The following is a 20,621-nucleotide window of genomic DNA, read 5'->3' as shown; positions in this document are numbered from 1 at the left end:
CCGCTCCGACTCCTCATGGGCGGTGCGTGATCAACCGCCGTTGGGCTGCTGGCTGATCAGATCACCTGGTGGAGCCAGCGCACCGGCGCACCGTCACCCGCGTGGCGGAAGGGCTCCAGCGCGGCGTCCCACGCCGCTCCGAGCAGTCCGTCGAGCGCCTCGTCCATGGAGACCTCCCCGGCCGCGGCCTTCGCCCGCATGGCCCGGATACGGTCCTCGGGGATCATGAGATCGCCGTGGACGCCGACGACGGCATGGAAGATGCCCAGCTCGGGCGTGAAGGAGTAGCGCGCCCCCTCGCTGCCCGCCGTGGGCTCCTCGGTGACCTCGTAGCGCAGCAGGTCCCAACCGCGCAGCGCCGAGGCGAGGGCCGCCCCGGTGCCGACAGCGGCCTGCCAGGACAGCTCGGCGCGATAGGTGCCGGGATCGGCGGGTTGAGCGGACCACGCGAGGTCGACTCGATCGCCCAGCACATTCGCCGCGGCCCACTCGACGTGCGGGCACATCGCCGATGGCGCAGAATGCACGAAAAGGACACCCCGGGTGATCGGGGCGTCTGACGATATCGACTTCATGCGGTACCTCCCTAGGGTCGCCTTCCCCAGCGTCCTACGGGTTCGTACCACCTTCATTGTGACCCATGCCCCGCGATGCGACAAGACAGGACCCCTCGATGAGCGTTGTACGACACGTCCCGGAGGCCTCGCGCTTCGAGCTCTGGGAGGACGACGAGCTGGCCGGCTACGTCGACTACGACCGGCGAGGCGATGTGTGGGAGCTGCCTCATACGCGCATCTTCGACCGCTTCGGTGGACGCGGGCTGGGCCATACGCTCGTGCTCGAGACGCTGGAGCAGATCGCCACCGCGGGCGGTTCGGTGATCCCGTCCTGTCCGTTCATCCCGCAGGTGATGGTCGGAGACCCCGAGCTCGTGGCGCTCGTGCCGGCCGACAAGCGGCGCCGCTACGGGCTCTGAGAGGACTCGACGCGGGCATCGTGCACCTCGGGGATGCCGCTCTCGCGCCAGAGCTCGAGGATCGCATCGTGGTTCTCCCAGGCCTCGACCGGTTCGAACCCGTCCTCGCGGACGTGGCCCAGCAGCTCGGCCTTCACGACCGCCGCCGGCCGGAAGTCGCTCGAGTACCGCAGGTAGAGGCCGTCATAGGGGATCTGCTGGGATACGAGCCAGTCCATCGTGAGATCGCGCCAGATGAACTCCCGTGAGGACACGATGACGACGGCACGCCCTTCTCGATGCGCCCGGCGGGCGGCCTCCGCCACGATGGCATCGGCGGGGCAGCCGGCCGAGGCGGCGTGGAAAGCCCGGTAGTCGGGCTCGTCACCGGCGACGAGATGCTCGATCGAGCGCGTGTCGCAGAGGGTGCCGTCGAGATCGAAGAGCACCGCGGGGCGCGATCCTGGCATCGGCTAGTCGGCCTTTCTCTCGGACTGCACGGGGATGCCGAACTTCGCAAGAGACTCGCGGGCCCGCTCCTGGGCGCGTTCGTCCGGGGAGTTCAGCGCGATATCGCGCAGGGCCTCGATGGCGTCGGGCAGACTCGCCTCGATCTTCGTCCGCAGGTCGCCCTTGGCGCGCCATCCCCAGCCCACGAGCGAAGCCTAAACGGTGCGCCCCGATCCCGCGCGCGCCGTCCCGTGGGCCATACTGAACCCCAGGCCGCGGCGAGACGGCCCGATAGTTCTCGTCACGGGGAGTTAGCTCAGCCGGTTAGAGCAGAGGACTCATAATCCTTGGGTCGCGGGTTCGAGCCCCGCACTCCCTACTCCGTCGGTCGCGACGTGATCGGTGGCCTCGCGGGAGCCTTCCCTCCCCCGTAGCGTGGATCCCATGAGCGATGACGCGTTGACCCCTTTGACCGAAGACTGGACGTCCGCGCTCGTGGTCGTCGCCCACCCCGACGATGTCGAGTTCGGTGCCGCGGCGGCGGTCGCACGCTGGACGGGACAGGGCAAGTCCGTCGTCTACTGCATGGTGACCAGCGGCGAGGCCGGCATCGACTCGCTGCCTCCCGAGGAGTGCGGGCCCGTCCGGGAGGCCGAGCAGCGGGACTCCGCGGCGATCGTCGGAGTCGAGGCGGTCGACTTCCTGCATTGGCGCGACGGTGTCGTCGAGTTCGGCATCCCGCTGCGTGCCGCGATCGCCCGGGAGATCCGGCGTCATCGCCCCGACATCGTCATCACCAACAACTTCCGCGACTCCTGGGGAGGCTCGGCACCGAACCAGGTCGACCACACGGCGGTGGGACAGGCCGCGCTGCACGCCTGCCAGGACGCCGGGAATCGCTGGATCCACACGGAGCAGCTGACCGACGAGGGTCTCGAGCCGTGGGGTGGGGTTCGCGAGGTCTGGGCCGCGGGCTCCCCACGGTCCGAGCACGGAGTGGACACCACGGACACCTTCGATGCCGGGGTCGCGTCGCTGGCGGCCCATCGGGCCTATATCGAAGGGCTCGGTTGGGAGCAGTTCGATCCGGCCGAGTTCCTCGAGGGCATGTCCCGCGACGCGGGCCGACGCCTCGGCGTGCGCCATGCCGCCGTCTTCGAGGTGTTCGGCCTCAGCTTCGGAGAGTGACACCCGCCGTCCACAGGGGCGGCCAGGGACGGATGACAGATCGTTCGATGGCGGGCACGGTGTGCACATGTCGCCCTATGCTCGCCGCGCTCTCGAAGCGCCTACGCTGTCCGCCGAGCAGGAGCGGGAGCTCCTCCTCCGCTGCCGGGGCGGCGATCCGCGCGCACGCGAGGCGCTGATCGAGGCCGGACTCCGCTGGGTGGTACTCCACGCCCTGCGCCGTCGTGTGGAGCCCGAGCACTTCGACGATGCCGTCCAGGACGGCACGGCCGCCCTCATCCGGGCGGTGGACCGCTTCGATCCCGCCCGCGGCACTCGGCTGGTCAGCTTCGCCTGGTCCTGGATCGACGGGGCGATGCGCCAGCCGCCACGGCCTCTGCTGCTTCCGCTCGGCGATGTCCCCGAGCCGGCGACCACCGATCCCGACGCACTCCATGACGCGCTCGACACACTGAGCGAGCTCGACGCGCGTCTCCTGAGGGATCGCTTCGGCCTCGACGACGGCACCGTCCCGAGCACCCGGCCCGAGGTCGCGGCACGTCTCGGGCTCAGCATCGCCGAGGTCCGGCGACGGGAGACCCGGGCCCTCCAGCAGCTCCGTCGCGAGTGGGCCGCCCCGGTGGTTGGGTCCCCTGGGCCGGACTGCTAGAGTCGTCACCGGTCGCTCCTCAGGGAGCCCGTCCCCTGTAGCTCAATTGGCAGAGCATTCGGCTGTTAACCGGAGGGTTGTTGGTTCGAGTCCAACCGGGGGAGCCACCACGAAGGCAGTCTCAGTCGCAGGCGACGGACTGCCTTTCGCTGTTTCGTCCCGGTCGAGACACTCTCCCGGCTGGCGGCGACGGCCCCCCTCCCGCCGCGCTGACGAACGATGTGCTTCTGTGGTTGCCCCGGCAACCGCGAAAGCACATCCTCCGAGGGCCGGGGACGAACGATGTGCTTCTGTGGTCATCACAGCAACCACGAAAACACATCCTTCGTGGGCCGGGGCGCTCGGTCAGGCCTGCTCCATCGCGCCGATGATGCGCTCGCGGAAGTCCCGGCGCTGCTGCTCGAGCGCCACCAGTTCTCCGAACATCCGGTTGTACTGCTCGGACTCATCGAGCGGGTTGGTGCGCTGCAGCTTGGACTTGACCTCCACGATCCGCCGCGCGACCGTCAGCTCCTGCAGACGCGCCAGCACAGCGGCGACCACCGCCTGTGTGGAACGCTCCGAGGAATGCAGCGGTTCGGCGGCAGCAACGCCCAGGACCCGGCCCAGGCTGTCGTCGAGGCTGTCGGCCAGACCCGGCAACCACCCGGCATCCGGGCCGTCGGGCAGGCCGCGAGCCTCGATCTGATGCCACAGCTGTTGCGCCACCGGATGGGTGAAGTCGTTCTCGCCGATATCATCGGTGAGCTCCTTGGCGATGTGCGGGAACTGCACGATCGCCTTCAGCGCCTCGCGCTCGTCGGCGAACTGCGGCGCCCCGAAGCTCGGCCCCACCGGTTGGGCGGGGGCCGCCTGCGGCTCGGGCGCTGCCGACGGCGGGGCCTTGCGGCCGGCGGCCGGGGCGGGTTTGGCAGACCGGAACTCCTGACGCACCTGGTCGACATCGGCACCCACCCGGCTGGCGATCTCGCGCAGGAACTCATCGACCTTCGACTTGTCGCGGATCGCCGACGCCAGCTGGACCGACTCGCGGATGGCGTCGATCCGCTGATCGCCGCGGTCGAGGTCGTAACGGGTGAGGATGTTGTCGAGCACGAAGCGGTAGAGCGGCACCCGCGAGGCGACCAGCTCGCGGACCGCGGCGTCGCCGTCGGCGAGACGCAGATCGCACGGGTCCATGCCGCGCGGCTCCACCGCGACATAGGTCTGCCCCGCGAACTGCTCATCGCCGGAGAAGGCCTTCATCGCGGCACGCTGCCCGGCCTCGTCGCCATCGAAGGTGAAGACGATCTCGCCGTGGAAGGCATCGTGGTCGAGCAGTAGGCGTCGCAGCACACGGGCGTGGTCCTCGCCGAAGGCGGTTCCACAGGTCGCCACGGCGGTGGTGACGCCAGCCTGGTGGCAGGCCATGACATCGGTATACCCCTCGACGATGACCGCCTGGCTGCGCGAGGAGATCTGCCGCCGGGCGAGGTCGATGCCGTAGAGCACCTGGCTCTTCTTGTAGATCGGTGTCTCGGACGTGTTGAGGTACTTGGCCTCGATGCGGTCGTCGTCGAGCATCCGCCGGGCCCCGAAGCCGATCACCTCGCCGCTGATCTCCCTGATGGGCCACAGCAGCCGACCGCGGAACTTGTCGTAGAGGCCTCGCTGACCGCGGGCCGCGAGGCCGCCGACGATGAGGTCCTCGTCGCTGAACCCCTTGCCCTTGAGGTGGCCCACGAGGGCCTCTCCCCCGCGCGGGGCCCACCCCATCGCGAACATCTCCGCCGCAGCGCGGTCGAAGCCCCGATCGGTCACGAACTGCCGGCCCGGTTGCGCCTCGGAGGACTGCATGAGCGCCTCGTGGTAGAACTCCCCCGCCAGCCGGTGCGCCTCCAGCAGACGCTGACGCTGGCCAGGGTCGCGACGCGGCCCGACCGGCGTGCCCTCGTCATATCGCAGCTGGACGCCGTACCGGCCCGCGAGCCGTTCGACGGCCTCGGCGAAGGAGAGCCCCTCGATCTCGCGCAGGAACTTGATCGCGTCACCGCCCGCGCCGCAGCCGAAGCAGTAGTAGAACCCCTGAGCGGGACGCACATTGAACGACGGGGTCTTCTCGTCGTGGAACGGGCAGAGACCCTTGCGGGCTCCTCCGCCGGCATTGCGCAGGGTGACGTACTGCTCGATGACCTCATCGATGCGCACCCGCTCGCGGACGAGCTGAATGTCCTCGTCCTTGATGAGCGCCATGCCCCGATACTAAGCCGTCACGAAAGCAGCCGATCGGCCCAACCCACAGCCGACAGGTCGGTCAGGCTCGCGACCTGGTCGATCACCACGCGCAACCGGCCGGCATCGTCATCCGCGGCCCTGAAGTCGTCGATGAGATCGGCGTCGAGGTGCTTGTCCCCGGTGCACGCGAGCTCGGCGACAAGGGCCCCCAGCAGCTCACGTTGCTCCGCCAGCAGCGTGGTGCGATCGGCGCTCAACATCACGTGGTGGGCGGCGATCGCCTTCAGCACGAGGATTTCGTCGACCGTCTCCTGCGGCAGTTCCAGATCGGCCTCGAAGCGCACCAGCGGACCATGTCCCCACCGGGCCGTGGTGGCTCGTTGCGCGGCGACCGCGAAGCGGCCGATGAGCGCGCTCGTCAGGCTCTTGATGACCGCTCGCGACGCCCGCCCGCCGTCGAAACGGGCCGACGGCCACTCCGGCATCCCTTGCAGCCGTTCGAGCGCGGCTCCCAGCCGGTCGTCATCGGCTTCTGGGTCGTACCAGTCGCGCGCGACCGCGAAGACGCGCGGAAGATCCAGGCCTTCGACGAGATCGAACCATCCCCCCACCACGCCGTCCTCGACATCGTGCACCGAATAGGCGATGTCATCGGACAGGTCCATGACCTGCGCCTCGATGGGGCGTCGGAAGGGCTCGGCATCCGACCGGATCCAGGTGAAGACCTCGATATCGTCGTCGTAGAGCCCGAACTTCGGTCCGCCGCCGGGCGCCTCGCCACGGCGCCACGGATACTTCACGCAGGCGCCGAGGGTCGCTCGGGTCAGGTTCAGGCCCACGCTGCGTCCGTCCGCGGCGAAGGTCTTGGCCTCCAGCCGCGTCAGCAACCGCAGCGTCTGGGCATTGCCCTCGAAGCCGCCGATCCCCCGCGCCGCCGTGTCGAGCGCCTTCTCGCCGTTGTGGCCGAAGGGCGGATGACCGAGGTCGTGCGAGAGCGCCGCGGAGTCGACGATGTCCGGATCGCAGCCGAGCGCCTTGCCGAGCTCACGTGCCACCTGCGCCACCTCGAGCGAGTGGGTCAGCCGATTGCGCACGAAGTCGTCGACGCCGGCACCCAGCACCTGTGTCTTGGCCGACAGCCGGCGCAGGGCGGACGAGTGGAGGATACGCGCCCGGTCGCGCTCGAAGGGCGTGCGGCCGGGGCGCTTCGGGGCCTCGGCCACAAACCGCGCCCGCGCCTCGGGACCGTACCGCTCGCTCATCGCGCCGAGCCTATCGCGAGGTTCCCCCGAGGCGATGCCGTGAGCTCACGTTCTCGCCGGCGCGGCTCCGCGAGTGGTGCAAACTCGCCCTCATCCGGGTCTTTCGAGGGCGAATATGCACCACTCGCAGTCAGGATTGCACCACTCGGTGCCCCGCGCGTCGATGCAGCGGGCACGGTAACGTCGGCTCGCGTGATACGTGGAACGGGACGAGTGAGCATCGTCGTCGGCTGGGCGCTGGCCGCGATGGGGATCGTGGCGATCGTGGTGTTCGTCGTCCTGGCATTCGTGGTGGCGCCGTGGATGCTGATCTTCCTGTTCGCCCCGGTGCTGCTGTTCATCGGGGCCGGCGTCAATCTCCAGATGGGCTACCGGACGCGCCTGGAGATCCTGCCCGACCGCTTCATCTGGTGCGGTGCCGTCGGCAAGGCGAACTCCCTCGCCTGGCACGACGTCCGGCAGATCCTGATCCCGCCGCCGAACAGCCGACCGCGCGTGGCCGCGATCGCCCAGCGGCACGACGGCCGGTATGTCGAGATCGAGGCACTGTGGCTGTCGCGCACCTCGCCCATATCCCTGGCCGGAGCCCCCGACCACACGCGGGCCCGTCAGCTGTTGATCGACGGGCATCGCGCCTATCTCGCCCACACCGAGCCCGAATAAGACCCACCGCAGCCGTCAGTCCCTCGCCGAGGTCACCAGCGGCCATTACGGGGGCGAGGCTGGCAACGCGGGCACCAATAGCTCGACCGGTTCATGAACGAGTCACGGCGCATCGGCGTGCCGCACCGGTCGCAGGGCTCGCCCTCGCGGCCGTAGGCATGGAGCGATCGGTCGAAATAGCCTGATTGACCGTTGATATTCACATAGAGGGCATCGAAAGATGTACCGCCCTGGTCCAGCGCGTCGCCCATGACATCGCGCAGGTGACCCAGCAGGCCGTCGATCTCGCGCGTGCGCAGGTGACGGGTGTTGCGGGCATAGTGCAAGGGAGTGCGCCACAGCGCCTCGTCTGCGTAGATATTGCCGACCCCCGATACGAGCGCCTGATCGAGCAGCGCCCGCTTGACCCCGGTCTCGCGCCGCCGCAGCCGGCGACCGAACTCCGCGGCGTCGAAGAGCGGATCGAGCGGATCGCGGGCGATGTGCTCGATCTCGTCGGGCAGCTCGGCTCCCCCGGGGCTCACCAGCAGCCCCCCGAAGATCCGCTGATCCACGAAGCGCAGCTCATTGCCGTCGTCGAGTGAGACACGCACGCGCAGGTGACGGGGTGCCGGGGCGTCCGGCGGGGAGATCAGCATCTGGCCGCTCATGCCCAGATGGGCCAGCAGGGCGTCGTCATCGTCCAGGGGCAGCCACAGGTACTTGCCGCGGCGCCGGGCGGCGGTCACCCGCTGCTCGCACAGGCGGGCGATGAAGTCATGAGGACCGGGACCGTGCCGGCGGACCGAGCGGGTGTCCAGCACCTCCACGCCGGTGATCGTGCGACCGACGACGTGATCGTCGAGCCCACGGCGCACGACCTCGACTTCAGGAAGCTCCGGCATCGCTCATCTCGGCGCTGATCGCGCGCCAGGCGATCTCGGCGACCATCTGCTCGGCTTCCTTCTTCGATCGCCCCTCGCCGCCGTGATAGACGCGATCGGTCATCACGACACTGGCGGTGAACTTCTTGTCGTGGTCCGGGCCGGTGCCCTCGAGCTCATAGACCGGCACGCCGAGCCCGTGGTCGGCGGCGACCTCCTGCAACGAGGTCTTCCAGTCCAGGCCGGCACCGAGCGCCGCGGCATCGGCGATGACGGGCTCGAAGATCGTGCGGACGACCTCGGCGACCCGTTCGATACCGAAGGCCAGGAAGATCGCCCCGATGACGGCTTCCATCGTGTCGGAGAGGATGGACGGCTTGTCGCGCCCGCCCGTGGTCTCCTCGCCCCTACCGAGCAGCAGGTGCTCACCGAGACCGAGCGTGCGCGCCACCTCGGCAAGTGCCTTGGCGCTCACCACCGCGGCGCGCAGCTTGGCCAGCTGACCCTCTGGCAGGTCGGGATGGCGCCGGAAGATCATCTCGGTGACGACGAACCCCAACACCGAGTCGCCCAGGAACTCCAGGCGCTCGTTGTTGGGGACGTTGCCGTTCTCGTACGCGTACGAGCGATGTGTCAGGGCATGCTGCAGGAGCTCGGGGTCCAGGTCGGGGACTCCGAGGACCTCACCCAGCGAGTCGGTCACGTGGACCAGTTCAGAGCACCTGACGACGCTCGCCACGCGCGCCGTACTGGCCGCACTCGGCGCAGGCGCGGTGCGGGACCACCCGGGCGTTGCACGCCGGGTTGGCGCACTCGACCGTCCGCACGATGCTGGCCTTCCAGGCCGAACGGCGGTGACGGGTGTTGCTGCGCGACATCTTCCGCTTCGGGACAGCCACGATTACTCCTCAGTTTGCTCGGTCAGTCGGGTCAGCGTCGCCCACCGGGGGTCGATCGCCTCGCCGTGTGTGTGATCGGGATCGTCCGCGAGGCGCGCCCCACATTCGGGGCACAATCCCGGACACTCCGGATCACACAACGGATTGTGCGGCAGTGCGAGCACCACCGCGTCGGTCAGCACGGGCTCAAGGTCGAGCAGGTCTCCCTCGAGGGCCAGCTCGTCCTCCCCCGGATCGTCGTAGAGGTACAGCTCCTGGAAGTCGACATCGAGGTCCTCCTCGACATCGTCCAGGCACCGCACGCACTCGCCGACCGCGTGAGCGGATGCCGTGCCGGTGGCCAAGACACCGTCCATCACTGCCTCGAGACGAAGCTCGAGCTCGATGGGCGACCCCTCGGGGACACCGAACACGTCCAGGCCGAGACCCGTCGGCGCCTCGATGGTGCGGGTGTACGTCTTCTCGGTGCCGGGGCGACGCCCCAGCGCCTGGGTGTCGAACACCAAGGGACCCGAAGACACGGACATTCCTTCATCGAGAGCACAACGGAACACGGCCTGCGAACAGGCCGACGACCATCGTACCGCGCGGGCCCTCACGACCACCAATCGGCTCGTGCGGCGCGCAGAACCCTCCGCCCCGAGCAGTGAGTCACGCACCACTCGCCGGACACGGCGGTGGGATACGCACCTCTCGGACGTCAGGAGAGGTGCGTATCCCACCGCCCACGAGAAGGAGACGTGCGTATCTCACCGCTCACGGGCGCGAGGGGTGCCTAACTCACCGCCCTGGGGTCGGCTCGCAACGGCCGAACTGTCGGTGGCTCGCTCCACCATGGACCCATGCCCCCGGCACTCCCCGACGACGATATCGGCATCCTCCACGCCGATCTCGATGCCTTCTACGCCTCGGTGGAGCAACGGGACGAGCCCGCACTGCGGGGACGGCCCGTCGTCGTCGGAGGCGGCGTGGTGCTCGCGGCGAGCTACGAGGCCAAGGCCCTCGGCATCCGCACCACCATGCCGGGACGCCAGGCGCGACGCCTGTGCCCGGACCTCATCGTGCGTCCTCCCCGCTTCGCGGCGTACAGCGAGGCGAGCGCGGCGGTCTTCGCGATCTTCCACGACATCACCCCCGTGGTCGAGGCGCTGTCGATCGACGAGGCCTTCCTCGATGTCAGCGGGCTGCGCCGCCTGACCGGTCGCCCGCTCACGATCGCCGGCACGCTCCGCTCCCGCGTCCAGGACGAGGTGGGTCTGCCGATCTCGGTCGGGATCGCCCGCACCAAGTACCTGGCCAAGGTCGCCAGCGCGCTCTCCAAGCCGCACGGCCTCCTCGTGGTGCCGGCCGCGGAGGAGCGGCGCTTCCTGCACGCCTTGCCCGTCGAGCGGCTGTGGGGTGTGGGCCGAGTGACGAGCGGAGCGCTGCACCGTGCCGGCTGGTCGACGGTCGCCGACCTCGCCCACGCGGACCCGTCCGCCGTGGAGGCCGTCGTCGGCCCCGCGGCCGCCCGCCATCTGCTGGACCTCGCGCATGGCCGCGACACGCGACGGGTCGATCCTCATGTCAGCCGGCGGTCGATCGGCGCGCAGCAGGCCCTCGGGCGCGCGACGCGATCCCTGCCCGATGTCGATGCCGCCCTCCTCGAGCTCGTCGACCGCGTCGCACGCCGGCTGCGGCGGGCGCGCCGCACCGCTCGGACTGTCACGCTGCGCCTCCGCTTCGGGGACTTCCGCCGATCGACCAGCGCCACGACGCTGTCCGTGCCCACCCACGAAACGAGCGAGCTGCTCACCGCGGCGCGGCGTCTGCTGCTGACGCGAGCGGCGGACATCGCGCGTGAAGGACTCACGCTGGTCGGCATCGCGCTCAGCGGCCTCGACGATCACGGAGAGCAGCTGACGCTCCCCTTCGAGGACCGAGATCCCGGCCGACTGGACGCCGCCGTGGACGCCGTGCACGAGCGCTTCGGGTCAGCCGCGCTCCGCCGCGCGGTTCACGTGCGGGAGTAAGAGGTTCCGCCGGTGGGATTGGCGCGCGGCAGCCTCCCTTACCGGTGGAAGTTCTGAGCCTCTGTGAGCGCCACCAGCACATGAGGCGGGACCAGGTCGGCGACATCGCCGCCGTGCTTGGCGACCTCCTTGACCAGGCTCGAGGACACGAAGGAGTTCTCGGCGGCGGTCGCCAGGAAGACCGTCTCCACCTCGGTCAGGTGGTGGTTCATGTGCGCCATCGGCAGCTCGTAGTCGAAATCGGTCGACGCTCGCAGACCCTTGATGATCGCGGTGATGCCGTGGTCGGTGCAGTAGTCCACCAGCAGCCCCCCGAAGGTGTCGACGACGACATTGTCCAGGTCGGCGACGGCTTCCCGCAGCAGCTCGACACGCCGGTCCAGATCGAAGAGGCCCTTCTTGGACTCGTTGACCAGGACCGCGATGACCACCTCGTCGAAGAGCGCGGAGGCGCGACGGAAGATGTCGAGGTGACCATTGGTCACGGGGTCGAAGGAGCCGGGACAGACCACCTTCGTCATGCCGGCACCTGCACAAAAGACCCACGATACGCAGATGCCCGCATGACATCCTGGATGCTCGCTCGCTGGCGCTCGCTCATGCCGCCACCGCCTCGGGGAGGAACATGATAGGACGACGGCGGCATGAGGTGATGCCATTGGTCGCTCGCTGGCGCTCGCTCATGCCGCCACCGCCTCGGGGAGGAACATGATAGGACGACGGCGGCATGAGGTGATGCCATTGGTCGCTCGCTGGCGCTCGCTCATGTCAGCGACCGTACCAAAGCCGGGTCTCGCCATAGGTCTTGTCCCGCAGGGCAACCCACCCCTCGGGCCACTCCCAGGGGACATCACGCGATGAGCGCTCGACGACCACGAGGGAGTCCTCGGTGCGCCAGGTGCCGATCGCGAGGGAGGCGACGATCTCGCGCAGCGCCTCGGCAGCCAGGGCATAGGGCGGATCGAGGAAGACCAGGTCGTAGGGCTCGGCGGGTGCCGTGGCGACGAAGCGTTCAGCGGTCATCCGGTGCACCCGCGCCGTCCGCGCCCCGAGCTCGCGCGCATTGCGGCTGACGATGCCGGCCGTCTTGGCATGCGACTCGACCAGATCGGCCGATGCCGCCCCGCGGGAGAGCGCTTCGAGGGCCAGCGCCCCCGATCCGGCGAACAGGTCCAGCACTCGAACGCCCTCCCATCCGCCCAGCTCCGAGGCGATCGAGGAGAACATCGCCTCGCGGACGCGGTCTGTGGTCGGGCGGGTGTTCTGGCCCTCGGGGGTGGCGAGCCGCCGCCCGCCCCACCGACCGGCGATGATGCGGGTCACGTGCGCTCCAGATAGTCGGCCTGCTGGGTCGTCTCGAGCTCCTCCACCGCGCGGCGCAAGGCCGGCAGCTCGGCGAGCTCCGGATCCTGCGCGACCACGCGGTCGGCGTGATCGCGCGCCTCCGCGATGTCCTTCTCGTGCTTGACCACCGAGAGGAGTTTGAGGCTCGAACGTCCCCCGGACTGGCGGGCGCCGAGCACATCGCCCTCGCGCCGCAGATCGATATCGTGCTGCGCGATCTGGAAGCCGTCGGTGGTGGAGGCCACCGCGTCGAGCCGCTCGCGCGCGAGCGTGTCGCCCTGAGCCCCGGTGACGAGCAGGCACAGCCCGGCGTGCTCGCCTCGACCGATGCGCCCTCGCAGCTGGTGCAGTTGGGAGAGCCCGAAGCGATCGGCGTCGAGCACCACCATCACGGTGGCATTGGGGACGTTGACGCCGACCTCGATGACGGTGGTGGCGACCAGGACATCGACCTCGCCCGCGGCGAAGGCGGTCATCTGAGTGTCCTTCTCGTCGGTGGGCATGCGGCCGTGCAGCATCGCGAGCCGCAGCCCGGACAGCGGCCCTTCGGTCAAGGCCTCGAAGACCTCGACCAGCGATGCGGTCCGCGGCTCGTCTGCCGACGGATCGGGCTCGGTATCGCCCTCGCCGTCGCCGATCCGCGTGGTGACGACATAGGCCTGCCGCCCCTTCTCGACCTCCTCGCGGATGCGGGTCCACGCCCGGTCGAGCCAGGTCGGGTGCTCGGCGAGGGCGATGACGGTGGTCTGAATGGGCTGACGACCGCGCGGCAGCTCACGCAGCGTGGAGGTCTCGAGGTCGCCGAAGACGGTCATGGCCACGGTGCGCGGGATCGGCGTGGCGGTCATGACGAGCACGTGGGGCGTCACCGCCGAACGGTCCACCAGCGCGGCCCGCTGCTCGACCCCGAAACGATGCTGCTCATCGACCACGAGCAGCCCCAGCTCGGCGAAGTCGACCCCCTCCTGCAACAGGGCATGGGTGCCGATGACGATGCCGGCCTCGCCGGACACGATGTCCAGCATCGTCTCCTTGCGCGCCTTGGCGCCCATCGAGCCGGTCAGCAGGCGGACCCGCGTGGCCCCCTCAGCGCCGCCGAGCATGCCGCCCTTGGCGAGATCGCCGAGTTGCTCGGTGATGCTGTGGAAGTGCTGCGTGGCGAGCACCTCGGTGGGCGCCAGCAGCGCGGCCTGGGCCCCGGCATCGACCACCTGGAGCATCGCGATGAGCGATAGCACGGTCTTGCCGGACCCGACCTCGCCCTGCAGCAGCCGGTGCATCGGATGCGGGCGGGCGAGGTCGTCGCGGATCTCGGCCTGCACCTCGCGTTGCCCCGCCGTCAGCTCGAAGGGCAGCCTCTCGATGAAGCGCTCCGCCAGCCCGCCGGCCTGCCAGGGCCGCGCGATCGCGGTCTCGATATCGAAGGCACGGCGCCGACGCGCGAAGATCGTCTGCAGCACGAAGGCCTCGTCGAAGCGCAGCCGCTGCTGCGCCTGCCGCCATTGCGATGCGCTCTGCGGCTGGTGGATCCACTGCAGTGCCGTGGCGTAGTCGGGCCAGCCCTTGGCGGCGACCAGATCCGAAGGCAGCGGATCGGGGGGCGGGTCGAGCACCGCGAGCACCGTGTCGATGGTGCGTTCCAGCTCCCACGAGGCGATCGAGGAGGTGGCCGGATACAGCGGGATGATGCCGCGCTGGAAGCTCGCGATGTCACCGCTGATCTCCCGCATGACCGGGTGAGTCAGCTGCGGCTGTCCTCGGTACTCCCCCACGACCCCGGCGAAGAGTTGGCGCGAGCCGGCCTCGGTGCGCTTGGCGATCCAGCGCTGGTTGAAGAAGGTCGCGTTCAGGTGCTGGCGTCCGTCGGTGATGCGGACCTGCGTGCGGGTCTTGCGGCCGCCTGGCCCGAAGGGGATGTTCTTGACGTCCACGACCTCGGCGACGAAGGTGACGTACTGCCCGACCTCGAGGTCGGCGAAGGAGTCGATCTGCTCGAGGTCGACATAACGGCGGGGATAGTGCGTGAGCAGATCGCCCACGGTCTCCATGCCGAAGGTCTTGGACAGCTTGTCCGCCGAGGCCTTGCCGACGACGGGCCCCAGCCGGGTATCGAGATCGACCATCACTCCACCGCGATGAAGAGGGTGTACTTTTCCTGGCCGCCGTCGTGGACGATGACGTCGACGTGCGGCTGCTCGGCCGCGAGGTGCTCCTCGAGCCCGGAGACGAGCTCATCGGGACAGCCCTCGCCCACGACGAGGGTGACCATGTCGGCGCCGGACGAGTCCAAGCGGGTGAGCACCTCGCGGGCCACCGCCAGCTGATCCTGACCGATCACCGCGAAGTCGCCTCCCACGACCCCCAGGACGTCACCGACCTGACACGGGCCGGCCATCGTGATGCCGGACTCGTTGGCGATGGTCACCGCCCCGTGCTTGGCATGCGCCGCGGCCGCGGACATGGCGACGACGTCCTCATCGAAGTCACGGCCGGGATCGTGCACCGCCAGCGCGGCGAGGGCCTGGACCTGGGCGTGGGTGGGCAGGACGGCGACTCGCGCGCCGGTGTCGCGGAGCTCCTTGGCGGCGGCCTCGAAGGGCCGGACGTGACCGCTGCGGTTCGGCAAGACGATGACCTCCTCGGCGTCGAGGATATGCAGGGCCTGTGACATCTGTGCGGTGGTGAGCGGACGCCCGGCGCTGAACTCGACGGCGACGGCACCAGCTGCGCGGGTCAACTCCGCGAGCCCCGCGCCGGTGACGGCGCTGACGATGACGCGCCGGTGAGCCGAGTCGTCGACCCGGCGCGACTGCTCGCCGAAATGGGTCGCCTGGATGCGGTGGGGACGCCCGGCCATGATGCCGGCCTCGATCGCCGCTCCGACATCGTCGACGTGGACATGGACATTCCACAGCCCCTCGTCCCCGACGATCACCAGGGAGTCTCCGAGCGGGGCGAGTGTCTCGCGCAGCACGTCGACGGCCTCGGAAGAGGCGTCCAGGAGATACATGACCTCATAGCTCGGGCCCTCGCCGTCCGCATGGTCGAGCGCGGCGGGCTGGACGGTGGGCGCTGGCGCGAAGGTCGGAGCGGGAACGGGCCTCCGGCCGGAGACGACCTGGGCGGTCGCGTCCAGGATCACGACGAGCGCGCGACCACCGGCGTCGACGACTCCTGCGCGCGCGAGAAGCTCCATCTGTCCCGGGGTGGCCGCAAGCGCCTCGCGCGCGGCATCGGCCGCGACCTCGATGACCTGGCGAGGGCTGCAACCGGACTCGGCCGCGTGCTCGGCGCCGTCGGCCGCCGCCCGCGCGACGGTGAGGATCGTACCCTCCTGCGGATCGCCGACCGCCGCGTACGCCGCCGCGGTGGCCGCATCGAAGGCCGCCGTGAGCCCGCGCGGCGTCACCGTCTCGTGCTGGGTCAGGGACTCCAGACAGGCGCGCAGCAGTTCCGCGACGATCACACCGCTGTTGCCGCGGGCGCCCACCAGCACCGCCCGCGCATAGGCTCGCGCCGCCTCCTCGGCGGAGACGTCGTCGGCCGACGCGTCGAGCGCATCGCAGCCCGCCTGGAGCGTCAGATAGACATTGGTCCCGGTGTCGCTGTCGGGCACCGGGAAGACGTTGAGGGCATCGATCTCCGAGCGCACCGACGCGACCGACTGGGCGCACACGTCGGCCCAGTGGCGCAGGCGCGGCGGGTCGAGCGAGAGCGGCATGCACCGAGGTTAGCGGGCGATTCGCGTCCGGTGTGCACCGTCGGCTATCCTAGAGAGGTTGTCTGCCGACGTCGTGTCGCGCAGGCGCCGATTTTTCGACAGTCATCAACGAGATTCAGGAGTGGTCGCTGTGGCAGCGGTCTGTGATGTGTGCGGTAAGGGCCCCGGGTTCGGCCACAACGTCTCGCACTCGCACCGGCGCACGAAGCGTCGTTTCGACCCGAACATCCAGCGCGTGCGCGCCGTCGTCGACGGAACGCCCACGCGTCTGAACGCCTGCACCGGCTGCATCAAGGCTGGCAAGGTCACCCGCTGACCCCTCCGGTCTCCCGGTGAGACGAGAAACGGCGATCGCACCTCGCGATCGCCGTTTCTGATCTATCGTCGGGCACATGCCTGACCGTATCCACGCCTTCACCGACGATGTCCTCGGCGATCTCGACGCCGTCGGTCTCGCCGCCGCCCTCCGGGCAGGAGACCTGAGCCCGCGCGAGGCGGCCGAGGCCGCCAGTGCGCGGTTCGATGCGCTCACCGAGCTTCACCCGGTCGCCTTCGACGACCGCGATCGCGGTGTCAAGCGTGCCGTCGACGCCCCATGGCGCACGGATGCCCCCTTCGCGGGCGTGCCGACGTACATCAAGAACAACACCGCCTTCGCCGGCATCCCCACGCGGCATGGATCGGCCGCCACTCCCCGGCGCGCGGAGCTGGCGAACGAGCCGTTCACCGAGCAGTTCCTCTCCACCGGGGTCAATGTGCTGGGCGCGTCGACACTGCCCGCCTTCGGCCTGACCGCTACCACCGAGTTCGACGACGGACCGCCGACCCGCAATCCCTGGAATCCGGAGTACTCGTGCGGCGCCTCCTCCGGCGGATCGGCGGTGCTCGTCGCGAGCGGTGCCGTGCCGATCGCTCATGCGAACGACGGTGGGGGCTCGATCCGCATCCCGGCCGCCGCCTGCGGTCTCGTGGGCCTGAAGCCGACGCGCGACCGCCTCGTCAAGGCGGCCCAGGCACAGGGCATGCCCGTCGATCTGATCTCCAATGGCGTGGTGACCCGCACGGTACGCGACACCGCGCATTTCCTGGCCGCCGCGGAACGGCACCGCCCGACGACGCGCATGCCCTTCCTCGGTCTCGTCGAGGGGCCGTCCGAGCGCCGCCTGCGCGTCGGTCTCATCGACACCCCGATCACCGGCAACCGCCTCGATGTCGACACCGCTCGGGCACTCGACGAGACCGTCGAGCTGCTGACCGATCTCGGTCACGACGTGATCCCCGTGCCATTGCCGGTGGACCGGTCCTTCATCGGGCATTTCACGCACTACTGGAGCATGCTCGCCTTCGCGATCTCCAGGAACGGCAAGAAGATGTTCGGCACCGCCTTCGAGCCGGCCGAGCTCGATCCGTTCACCAGCGGCCTGGCCCGGGGTTTCCTGCGCAATGCCTGGCGCACACCGGGGGCGATCGCCGCCCTCTCGCGCAGCGCGAAGCGCTATCACCGGGCCTTCACCCAGGTCGACGTGATCTGCTCGCCCACCCTCGCGCACACCACGCCGCGTATCGGCTATCTGGACCCCGCCGGGGACTTCGAGCAGATCTTCGACCGGCTGGTGCACTATGTGGCGTTCACGCCGCTGAACAACGCCTCCGGCGGCCCCGCGATCAGCCTGCCGCTCGCCCAGAGCTCGGAAGGGCTGCCCATCGGCATCCACTTCTCGGCCGATCACGCCGACGAGCGCACCCTGCTCGAACTCGCCTACGAGCTCGAGGCCGCCGAGCCCTTCACCCGCATCCAGGACTGAGGCACACGCCCTCGGGCCGTCGCGAGCGGTTGCGCCCGTGGCGGTATCTCATCAACCTTTCCCCTGCATCGGCGGTAGCTCGTCAACGTCATCAGCACTCAGTGAGGTTGATGGCCTACCGCCACCCGAGCCATGCACTCCCGATACGCGTCAGAGCACGCCGCGGGGACGGTACTGGACGCTGATGCGTGGGCCGGCGCTCGCGGTCTTGAGCACCGCATGCTCCCAAGTGCGCTGGCACGAGCCGCCCATGACGATGAGGTCGCCGTGGCCGAGCGTGTATCCGATCTGCGGCCCTCCCCCGGCCGGCCGGAGACTGAGCCGGCGATGCTCGCCCAGCGAGAGGATGGCGACCATCGTGTCCTCATGGGCGCCGCGACCGATGCGATCTCCGTGCCAGGCGACCGAGTCCCGGCCGTCCCGGTAGTAACACAGGCCGGCGGTCGCGAAGGGCTCCCCGAGCTCAGTCGCATAGTGGTCACTCAGCGCGTCTCGGCACGTGACCAGCGCAGGATCGGGCAGTTCGTCGCCCTCGCGGTAGTGGCACAGCAGCCGCGGCACGTCCACGACACGCTCGTACATCTCGCGCCGCTCGGCCCGCCACGGCACGACCCGCTGGAGGGTCTCGAAGAGTTCATCGGCCCCGGCGAGCCAGCCGTAACGCAGATCGACCCAAGCCCCGTGAGCGAGCTCGACTCGCTCCACCGAAGACCCGAGCTCACCGGCGGACGTCTCAGGAGCCCCGTCGAGCAGCGATCCCTGGAACCACATGCCGCCAGCGTACGCCCCATCGAACAGATGTTCTAGGGTGACGACGATGCATTCGGGTTGCCACAGCGACCCGAATGCATCGATATCCGTCCCCCCGCCGGGGCGGTCAGCGGGACAGGTGCTCCAGCACCGTGTTGATCTCCTCGGGGGCGAACCAGGCGAGATTGCCGGAGCCGTCGATATCAGTGTGGAAGGAGACCACTTCCCGCGCGGTGACCGACTGCTCGTCATGGTCGATCTCGGCGACCACCACGACGGGGCCGTCCTCGGCGGCCGCAAGCATCGCCTCGTACTCGTGCTCTTCATCGTCGGACTCAGCCAGCACCGGAGCTCCCTCCAGAGACCCGGTGCGCAGGCCCTCGAGCCCCGCGGCATCGGTACCGATGTAGATCCTCATCCGCCAGCCTTCCGTTCCGGTCGTTGACGTCCACGCGGAGCGCGACGCCGTGACGAGACGGTCTCGACGAGCTCGTCGACCGCCTCCTCGATGCACTGGGCGAGCACGTCGACATCGGGCACCGCCTCACGATCCGCGACGATCCCGACATAGGCGCGCCCACGGTAGGTGGTGATGCCGATCGCGACCGTCCGCCGCCCGGTCAGCGGGATCGCCGGGAACACCTGGGCCAGTCGCTGGCCGGCCATGTAGACCGACTCCTGCGGTCCGGGCACATTGGTGACGACTAGCTGGTACTGCCGCGATGCCTCGTGCTCGGCGACGCGCGCGCCCACCGCGTGGAAGGTCGATGTCGCGAAACCGGGGAGATCGGCCAGCGTCTGCGCCGAGACCGCATCACCGGTCTCACGGTGCCCCTTCAGCGCGTAGGACACCTGGTGCAGGCGCACCACAGCGTTCGTCTCCCCGACCGGCAGGGACAGCAGATTGCCGCGCACCCGCGAGCCGAGGGAGGTGGGCAGCGAATCGTCCTCGGCTCCCTTGAGCTTGACCGACATCGGGACGAGCGCGCGGAAGCTCGTGGCGGCCGACACCGGCTCGGCCCGGGTCAGCAGCCAACCACGGAGGCCGCCCGCGACGACCGCGAGGATGACGTCGTTGACCGTCCCGCCGTGCTCGTCGCGGACACGACGCAGATCGTCCAGGGACGCCGAGGCCGTCGCGAAGCGCCGATGCCGGCTGAGCGGCGCCGCGAGTGGGCCGGTCATCCCGGCGTCGCCGGCCGGCACAGGGAGCGCCGACAACACCTGCTCGGTGCGATAGGTCGCGTTGGCGATCAGCTCCCGCGGATGCTCGACCTGACCGAGCAGCGAGGACAGCGTCAGCTTGGTACCCGCCGGCGATGGACGCGGAGCCCACTCGTCATGCGGAAGATCGCGGATCTCATCGGTCTCCTCCAGGAGCACCTGGGCGAGGTCGACCGTGTGGGACCCGTCGACGAGCGCTTGATGGGCCTTGAACAGCAGCGCCGACTTGCCGTCCTCGAGACCCTCGATGAGATACAGCTCCCACAGCGGCCGGTCGTGGTCGAGGCGGCGGGCGATGAGCCGTCCGACGAGCTCGTGCAGGGCGTCCATGGTCCCCGGCCGGGGCAGGGCCGACCGGCGGACGTGGAGGGTGATGTCGAAATGCTCGTCGTCCACCCAGACCGGAAGGCCGACGCCGCCGGGGACGTGGCGGGGCAGCTGCCGGTACCGCGGCACCAGGTCGAGACGGTCGGTGATGACCCGCACGAGGGAGTCGTAGTCGAGCGGACGCTGGCCCGGCTCCAGCAGGACGAGCGAGGCGATCTGCCGCGGTGCGTCCGGCGAGTCGCGATGCAAGAACAATGCATCGAGCGGGCTGAGTCGTTGCATATCACTTCCTGGT

23 protein-coding genes and 2 tRNA genes are annotated in these 20,621 nt (G+C 69.5%); 9 read left to right on the top strand and 16 right to left on the bottom strand.

Translation table 11 applies throughout. From position 1 onward, the window contains the following. Nucleotides 1-56 precede the first annotated feature (56 nt). Nucleotides 57-575: a DUF3145 domain-containing protein gene (locus tag FNM00_RS10420; RefSeq protein WP_143913377.1), complete on the bottom strand. Its 519-nt coding sequence runs from the start codon at nt 573-575 to the stop codon at nt 57-59. Between the two features lie 98 nt (nt 576-673). Between FNM00_RS10420 and FNM00_RS10415 the strand changes: the two genes are divergently transcribed. Next, nucleotides 674-976, top strand: coding sequence for a GNAT family N-acetyltransferase (locus FNM00_RS10415; protein WP_185973094.1), 303 nt, complete (start codon nt 674-676; stop codon nt 974-976). On the opposite strand, the gene FNM00_RS10410 is transcribed toward FNM00_RS10415, so the two are convergent. Continuing rightward, nucleotides 964-1,425 carry a phosphatase domain-containing protein gene (locus FNM00_RS10410; protein ID WP_143913375.1) on the bottom strand — a complete coding sequence of 154 codons (462 nt, stop codon included), beginning with the start codon at nt 1,423-1,425 and terminating at the stop codon, nt 964-966. The two genes, FNM00_RS10415 and FNM00_RS10410, sit on opposite strands and share 13 nt — an antisense overlap. Before the next feature lie 3 nt (nt 1,426-1,428). Continuing rightward, nucleotides 1,429-1,611 carry a hypothetical protein gene (locus FNM00_RS10405; RefSeq protein WP_143913374.1) on the bottom strand — a complete coding sequence of 61 codons (183 nt, stop codon included), beginning with the start codon at nt 1,609-1,611 and terminating at the stop codon, nt 1,429-1,431. Between the two features lie 99 nt (nt 1,612-1,710). Between FNM00_RS10405 and FNM00_RS10400 the strand changes: the two genes are divergently transcribed. The 4 genes from FNM00_RS10400 to FNM00_RS10385 all read left to right on the top strand — a co-directional run bounded on the left by FNM00_RS10400 (nt 1,711) and on the right by FNM00_RS10385 (nt 3,349). Next, nucleotides 1,711-1,784, top strand: a tRNA-Met gene (locus FNM00_RS10400). A 65-nt stretch (nt 1,785-1,849) separates the two neighbouring features. Then, nucleotides 1,850-2,593: a PIG-L deacetylase family protein gene (locus tag FNM00_RS10395; RefSeq protein WP_143913373.1), complete on the top strand. Its 744-nt coding sequence runs from the start codon at nt 1,850-1,852 to the stop codon at nt 2,591-2,593. Nucleotides 2,594-2,660: 67 nt separating this feature from the next. Then, complete coding sequence (locus tag FNM00_RS10390) at nt 2,661-3,242, top strand: sigma factor (protein WP_185973093.1); 582 nt, start codon at nt 2,661-2,663, stop codon at nt 3,240-3,242. A gap of 31 nt (nt 3,243-3,273) precedes the next feature. Beyond that, nucleotides 3,274-3,349: transfer RNA gene (locus tag FNM00_RS10385), tRNA-Asn, on the top strand. A 238-nt stretch (nt 3,350-3,587) separates the two neighbouring features. Here the strand turns inward: FNM00_RS10385 and dnaG are convergent. Together dnaG and FNM00_RS10375 are read right to left on the bottom strand one after the other, a co-directional pair. After that, nucleotides 3,588-5,474 (bottom strand): DNA primase, encoded by a 1,887-nt coding sequence (gene dnaG / locus FNM00_RS10380; RefSeq protein ID WP_143913371.1) that lies wholly within the window; start codon nt 5,472-5,474, stop codon nt 3,588-3,590. A 17-nt stretch (nt 5,475-5,491) separates the two neighbouring features. Further along, a complete protein-coding gene (locus FNM00_RS10375) occupies nt 5,492-6,718 on the bottom strand; it encodes a deoxyguanosinetriphosphate triphosphohydrolase (protein WP_143913370.1) in 1,227 nt (408 codons plus the stop codon). Between the two features lie 213 nt (nt 6,719-6,931). Here FNM00_RS10375 and FNM00_RS10370 point away from each other — a divergent pair, with 213 nt between their 5' ends. Further along, a complete protein-coding gene (locus tag FNM00_RS10370) occupies nt 6,932-7,381 on the top strand; it encodes a hypothetical protein (protein ID WP_143913369.1) in 450 nt (149 codons plus the stop codon). A 32-nt stretch (nt 7,382-7,413) separates the two neighbouring features. On the opposite strand, the gene mutM is transcribed toward FNM00_RS10370, so the two are convergent. The 4 genes from mutM to FNM00_RS10350 are packed head-to-tail and all read right to left on the bottom strand — an operon-like array spanning nt 7,414 to nt 9,670. After that, nucleotides 7,414-8,265, bottom strand: a complete 852-nt coding sequence (gene mutM / locus FNM00_RS10365; protein ID WP_143913368.1) for a bifunctional DNA-formamidopyrimidine glycosylase/DNA-(apurinic or apyrimidinic site) lyase — start codon at nt 8,263-8,265, stop codon at nt 7,414-7,416. Continuing rightward, on the bottom strand, nt 8,249-8,947 hold the full coding sequence (gene rnc, locus FNM00_RS10360; protein WP_246065149.1) for a ribonuclease III: 699 nt from the start codon (nt 8,945-8,947) through the stop codon (nt 8,249-8,251). Before rnc ends, mutM begins: the two co-directional genes overlap by 17 nt. A gap of 10 nt (nt 8,948-8,957) precedes the next feature. Continuing rightward, nucleotides 8,958-9,143, bottom strand: coding sequence for a 50S ribosomal protein L32 (rpmF, locus tag FNM00_RS10355; protein ID WP_087623905.1), 186 nt, complete (start codon nt 9,141-9,143; stop codon nt 8,958-8,960). 2 nt (nt 9,144-9,145) lie between these two features. Then, nucleotides 9,146-9,670 (bottom strand): YceD family protein, encoded by a 525-nt coding sequence (locus FNM00_RS10350; RefSeq protein WP_143913367.1) that lies wholly within the window; start codon nt 9,668-9,670, stop codon nt 9,146-9,148. Nucleotides 9,671-9,985: 315 nt separating this feature from the next. On the opposite strand from FNM00_RS10350, the gene dinB reads away from it, so the two are divergent. Continuing rightward, the gene (gene dinB / locus FNM00_RS10345; protein ID WP_143913366.1) at nt 9,986-11,155 is read left to right on the top strand and encodes a DNA polymerase IV; all 1,170 of its coding nucleotides are present in this window, start codon (nt 9,986-9,988) and stop codon (nt 11,153-11,155) included. Nucleotides 11,156-11,193: 38 nt separating this feature from the next. On the opposite strand, the gene coaD is transcribed toward dinB, so the two are convergent. The 4 genes from coaD to FNM00_RS10325 all read right to left on the bottom strand — a co-directional run bounded on the left by coaD (nt 11,194) and on the right by FNM00_RS10325 (nt 16,220). After that, nucleotides 11,194-11,676 carry a pantetheine-phosphate adenylyltransferase gene (gene coaD, locus FNM00_RS10340; RefSeq protein ID WP_143913365.1) on the bottom strand — a complete coding sequence of 161 codons (483 nt, stop codon included), beginning with the start codon at nt 11,674-11,676 and terminating at the stop codon, nt 11,194-11,196. Nucleotides 11,677-11,923: 247 nt separating this feature from the next. Beyond that, nucleotides 11,924-12,478: a 16S rRNA (guanine(966)-N(2))-methyltransferase RsmD gene (gene rsmD / locus FNM00_RS10335; RefSeq protein WP_143913364.1), complete on the bottom strand. Its 555-nt coding sequence runs from the start codon at nt 12,476-12,478 to the stop codon at nt 11,924-11,926. Further along, the gene (gene recG / locus FNM00_RS10330; RefSeq protein WP_143913363.1) at nt 12,475-14,622 is read right to left on the bottom strand and encodes an ATP-dependent DNA helicase RecG; all 2,148 of its coding nucleotides are present in this window, start codon (nt 14,620-14,622) and stop codon (nt 12,475-12,477) included. Before recG ends, rsmD begins: the two co-directional genes overlap by 4 nt. After that, a complete protein-coding gene (locus FNM00_RS10325) occupies nt 14,622-16,220 on the bottom strand; it encodes a DAK2 domain-containing protein (protein WP_143913362.1) in 1,599 nt (532 codons plus the stop codon). Before FNM00_RS10325 ends, recG begins: the two co-directional genes overlap by 1 nt. A gap of 130 nt (nt 16,221-16,350) precedes the next feature. Here FNM00_RS10325 and rpmB point away from each other — a divergent pair, with 130 nt between their 5' ends. Then, nucleotides 16,351-16,536, top strand: coding sequence for a 50S ribosomal protein L28 (gene rpmB / locus FNM00_RS10320; protein ID WP_087624033.1), 186 nt, complete (start codon nt 16,351-16,353; stop codon nt 16,534-16,536). Between the two features lie 76 nt (nt 16,537-16,612). Beyond that, entirely contained in the window at nt 16,613-18,025 is a 1,413-nt protein-coding gene (locus FNM00_RS10315; protein ID WP_143913361.1) for an amidase, read from the top strand. Nucleotides 18,026-18,175: 150 nt separating this feature from the next. Here the strand turns inward: FNM00_RS10315 and FNM00_RS10310 are convergent, their stop codons facing one another. The 3 genes from FNM00_RS10310 to FNM00_RS10300 form a co-directional block, all read right to left on the bottom strand. Continuing rightward, nucleotides 18,176-18,796 carry an alpha-ketoglutarate-dependent dioxygenase AlkB gene (locus tag FNM00_RS10310; protein WP_143913360.1) on the bottom strand — a complete coding sequence of 207 codons (621 nt, stop codon included), beginning with the start codon at nt 18,794-18,796 and terminating at the stop codon, nt 18,176-18,178. Between the two features lie 106 nt (nt 18,797-18,902). Next, nucleotides 18,903-19,193, bottom strand: coding sequence for a hypothetical protein (locus FNM00_RS10305; protein ID WP_143913359.1), 291 nt, complete (start codon nt 19,191-19,193; stop codon nt 18,903-18,905). Continuing rightward, nucleotides 19,190-20,608, bottom strand: coding sequence for a wax ester/triacylglycerol synthase family O-acyltransferase (locus tag FNM00_RS10300; RefSeq protein ID WP_143913358.1), 1,419 nt, complete (start codon nt 20,606-20,608; stop codon nt 19,190-19,192). The genes FNM00_RS10305 and FNM00_RS10300 overlap by 4 nt, the downstream gene beginning before the upstream one ends. Nucleotides 20,609-20,621 lie beyond the last annotated feature (13 nt).

Origin of the sequence: Aeromicrobium piscarium (assembly GCF_007421815.1) — a bacterium.
Lineage (GTDB): Bacteria > Actinomycetota > Actinomycetes > Propionibacteriales > Nocardioidaceae > Aeromicrobium > Aeromicrobium piscarium.
The sequence above is the reverse complement of the archived record's forward strand: the minus strand, read 5'-3'. Positions and strand labels throughout refer to the sequence as shown.

Excerpts from the sequence above, each read along its gene's own strand:
- FNM00_RS10420 (WP_143913377.1), bottom strand. The coding sequence starts at position 575 with ATGAAGTCGATATCGTCAGACGCCCCGATCACCCGGGGTGTCCTTTTC.
- FNM00_RS10415 (WP_185973094.1), top strand. The coding sequence starts at position 674 with ATGAGCGTTGTACGACACGTCCCGGAGGCCTCGCGCTTCGAGCTCTGG.
- FNM00_RS10410 (WP_143913375.1), bottom strand. The coding sequence starts at position 1,425 with ATGCCAGGATCGCGCCCCGCGGTGCTCTTCGATCTCGACGGCACCCTC.
- FNM00_RS10395 (WP_143913373.1), top strand. The coding sequence starts at position 1,850 with ATGAGCGATGACGCGTTGACCCCTTTGACCGAAGACTGGACGTCCGCG.
- FNM00_RS10390 (WP_185973093.1), top strand. The coding sequence starts at position 2,661 with ATGTCGCCCTATGCTCGCCGCGCTCTCGAAGCGCCTACGCTGTCCGCC.
- dnaG (WP_143913371.1), bottom strand. The coding sequence starts at position 5,474 with ATGGCGCTCATCAAGGACGAGGACATTCAGCTCGTCCGCGAGCGGGTG.
- FNM00_RS10375 (WP_143913370.1), bottom strand. The coding sequence starts at position 6,718 with ATGAGCGAGCGGTACGGTCCCGAGGCGCGGGCGCGGTTTGTGGCCGAG.
- mutM (WP_143913368.1), bottom strand. The coding sequence starts at position 8,265 with ATGCCGGAGCTTCCTGAAGTCGAGGTCGTGCGCCGTGGGCTCGACGAT.
- FNM00_RS10350 (WP_143913367.1), bottom strand. The coding sequence starts at position 9,670 with ATGTCCGTGTCTTCGGGTCCCTTGGTGTTCGACACCCAGGCGCTGGGG.
- dinB (WP_143913366.1), top strand. The coding sequence starts at position 9,986 with ATGCCCCCGGCACTCCCCGACGACGATATCGGCATCCTCCACGCCGAT.
- coaD (WP_143913365.1), bottom strand. The coding sequence starts at position 11,676 with ATGACGAAGGTGGTCTGTCCCGGCTCCTTCGACCCCGTGACCAATGGT.
- recG (WP_143913363.1), bottom strand. The coding sequence starts at position 14,622 with ATGGTCGATCTCGATACCCGGCTGGGGCCCGTCGTCGGCAAGGCCTCG.
- FNM00_RS10325 (WP_143913362.1), bottom strand. The coding sequence starts at position 16,220 with ATGCCGCTCTCGCTCGACCCGCCGCGCCTGCGCCACTGGGCCGACGTG.
- FNM00_RS10315 (WP_143913361.1), top strand. The coding sequence starts at position 16,613 with ATGCCTGACCGTATCCACGCCTTCACCGACGATGTCCTCGGCGATCTC.
- FNM00_RS10310 (WP_143913360.1), bottom strand. The coding sequence starts at position 18,796 with ATGTGGTTCCAGGGATCGCTGCTCGACGGGGCTCCTGAGACGTCCGCC.
- FNM00_RS10305 (WP_143913359.1), bottom strand. The coding sequence starts at position 19,193 with ATGAGGATCTACATCGGTACCGATGCCGCGGGGCTCGAGGGCCTGCGC.
- FNM00_RS10300 (WP_143913358.1), bottom strand. The coding sequence starts at position 20,608 with ATGCAACGACTCAGCCCGCTCGATGCATTGTTCTTGCATCGCGACTCG.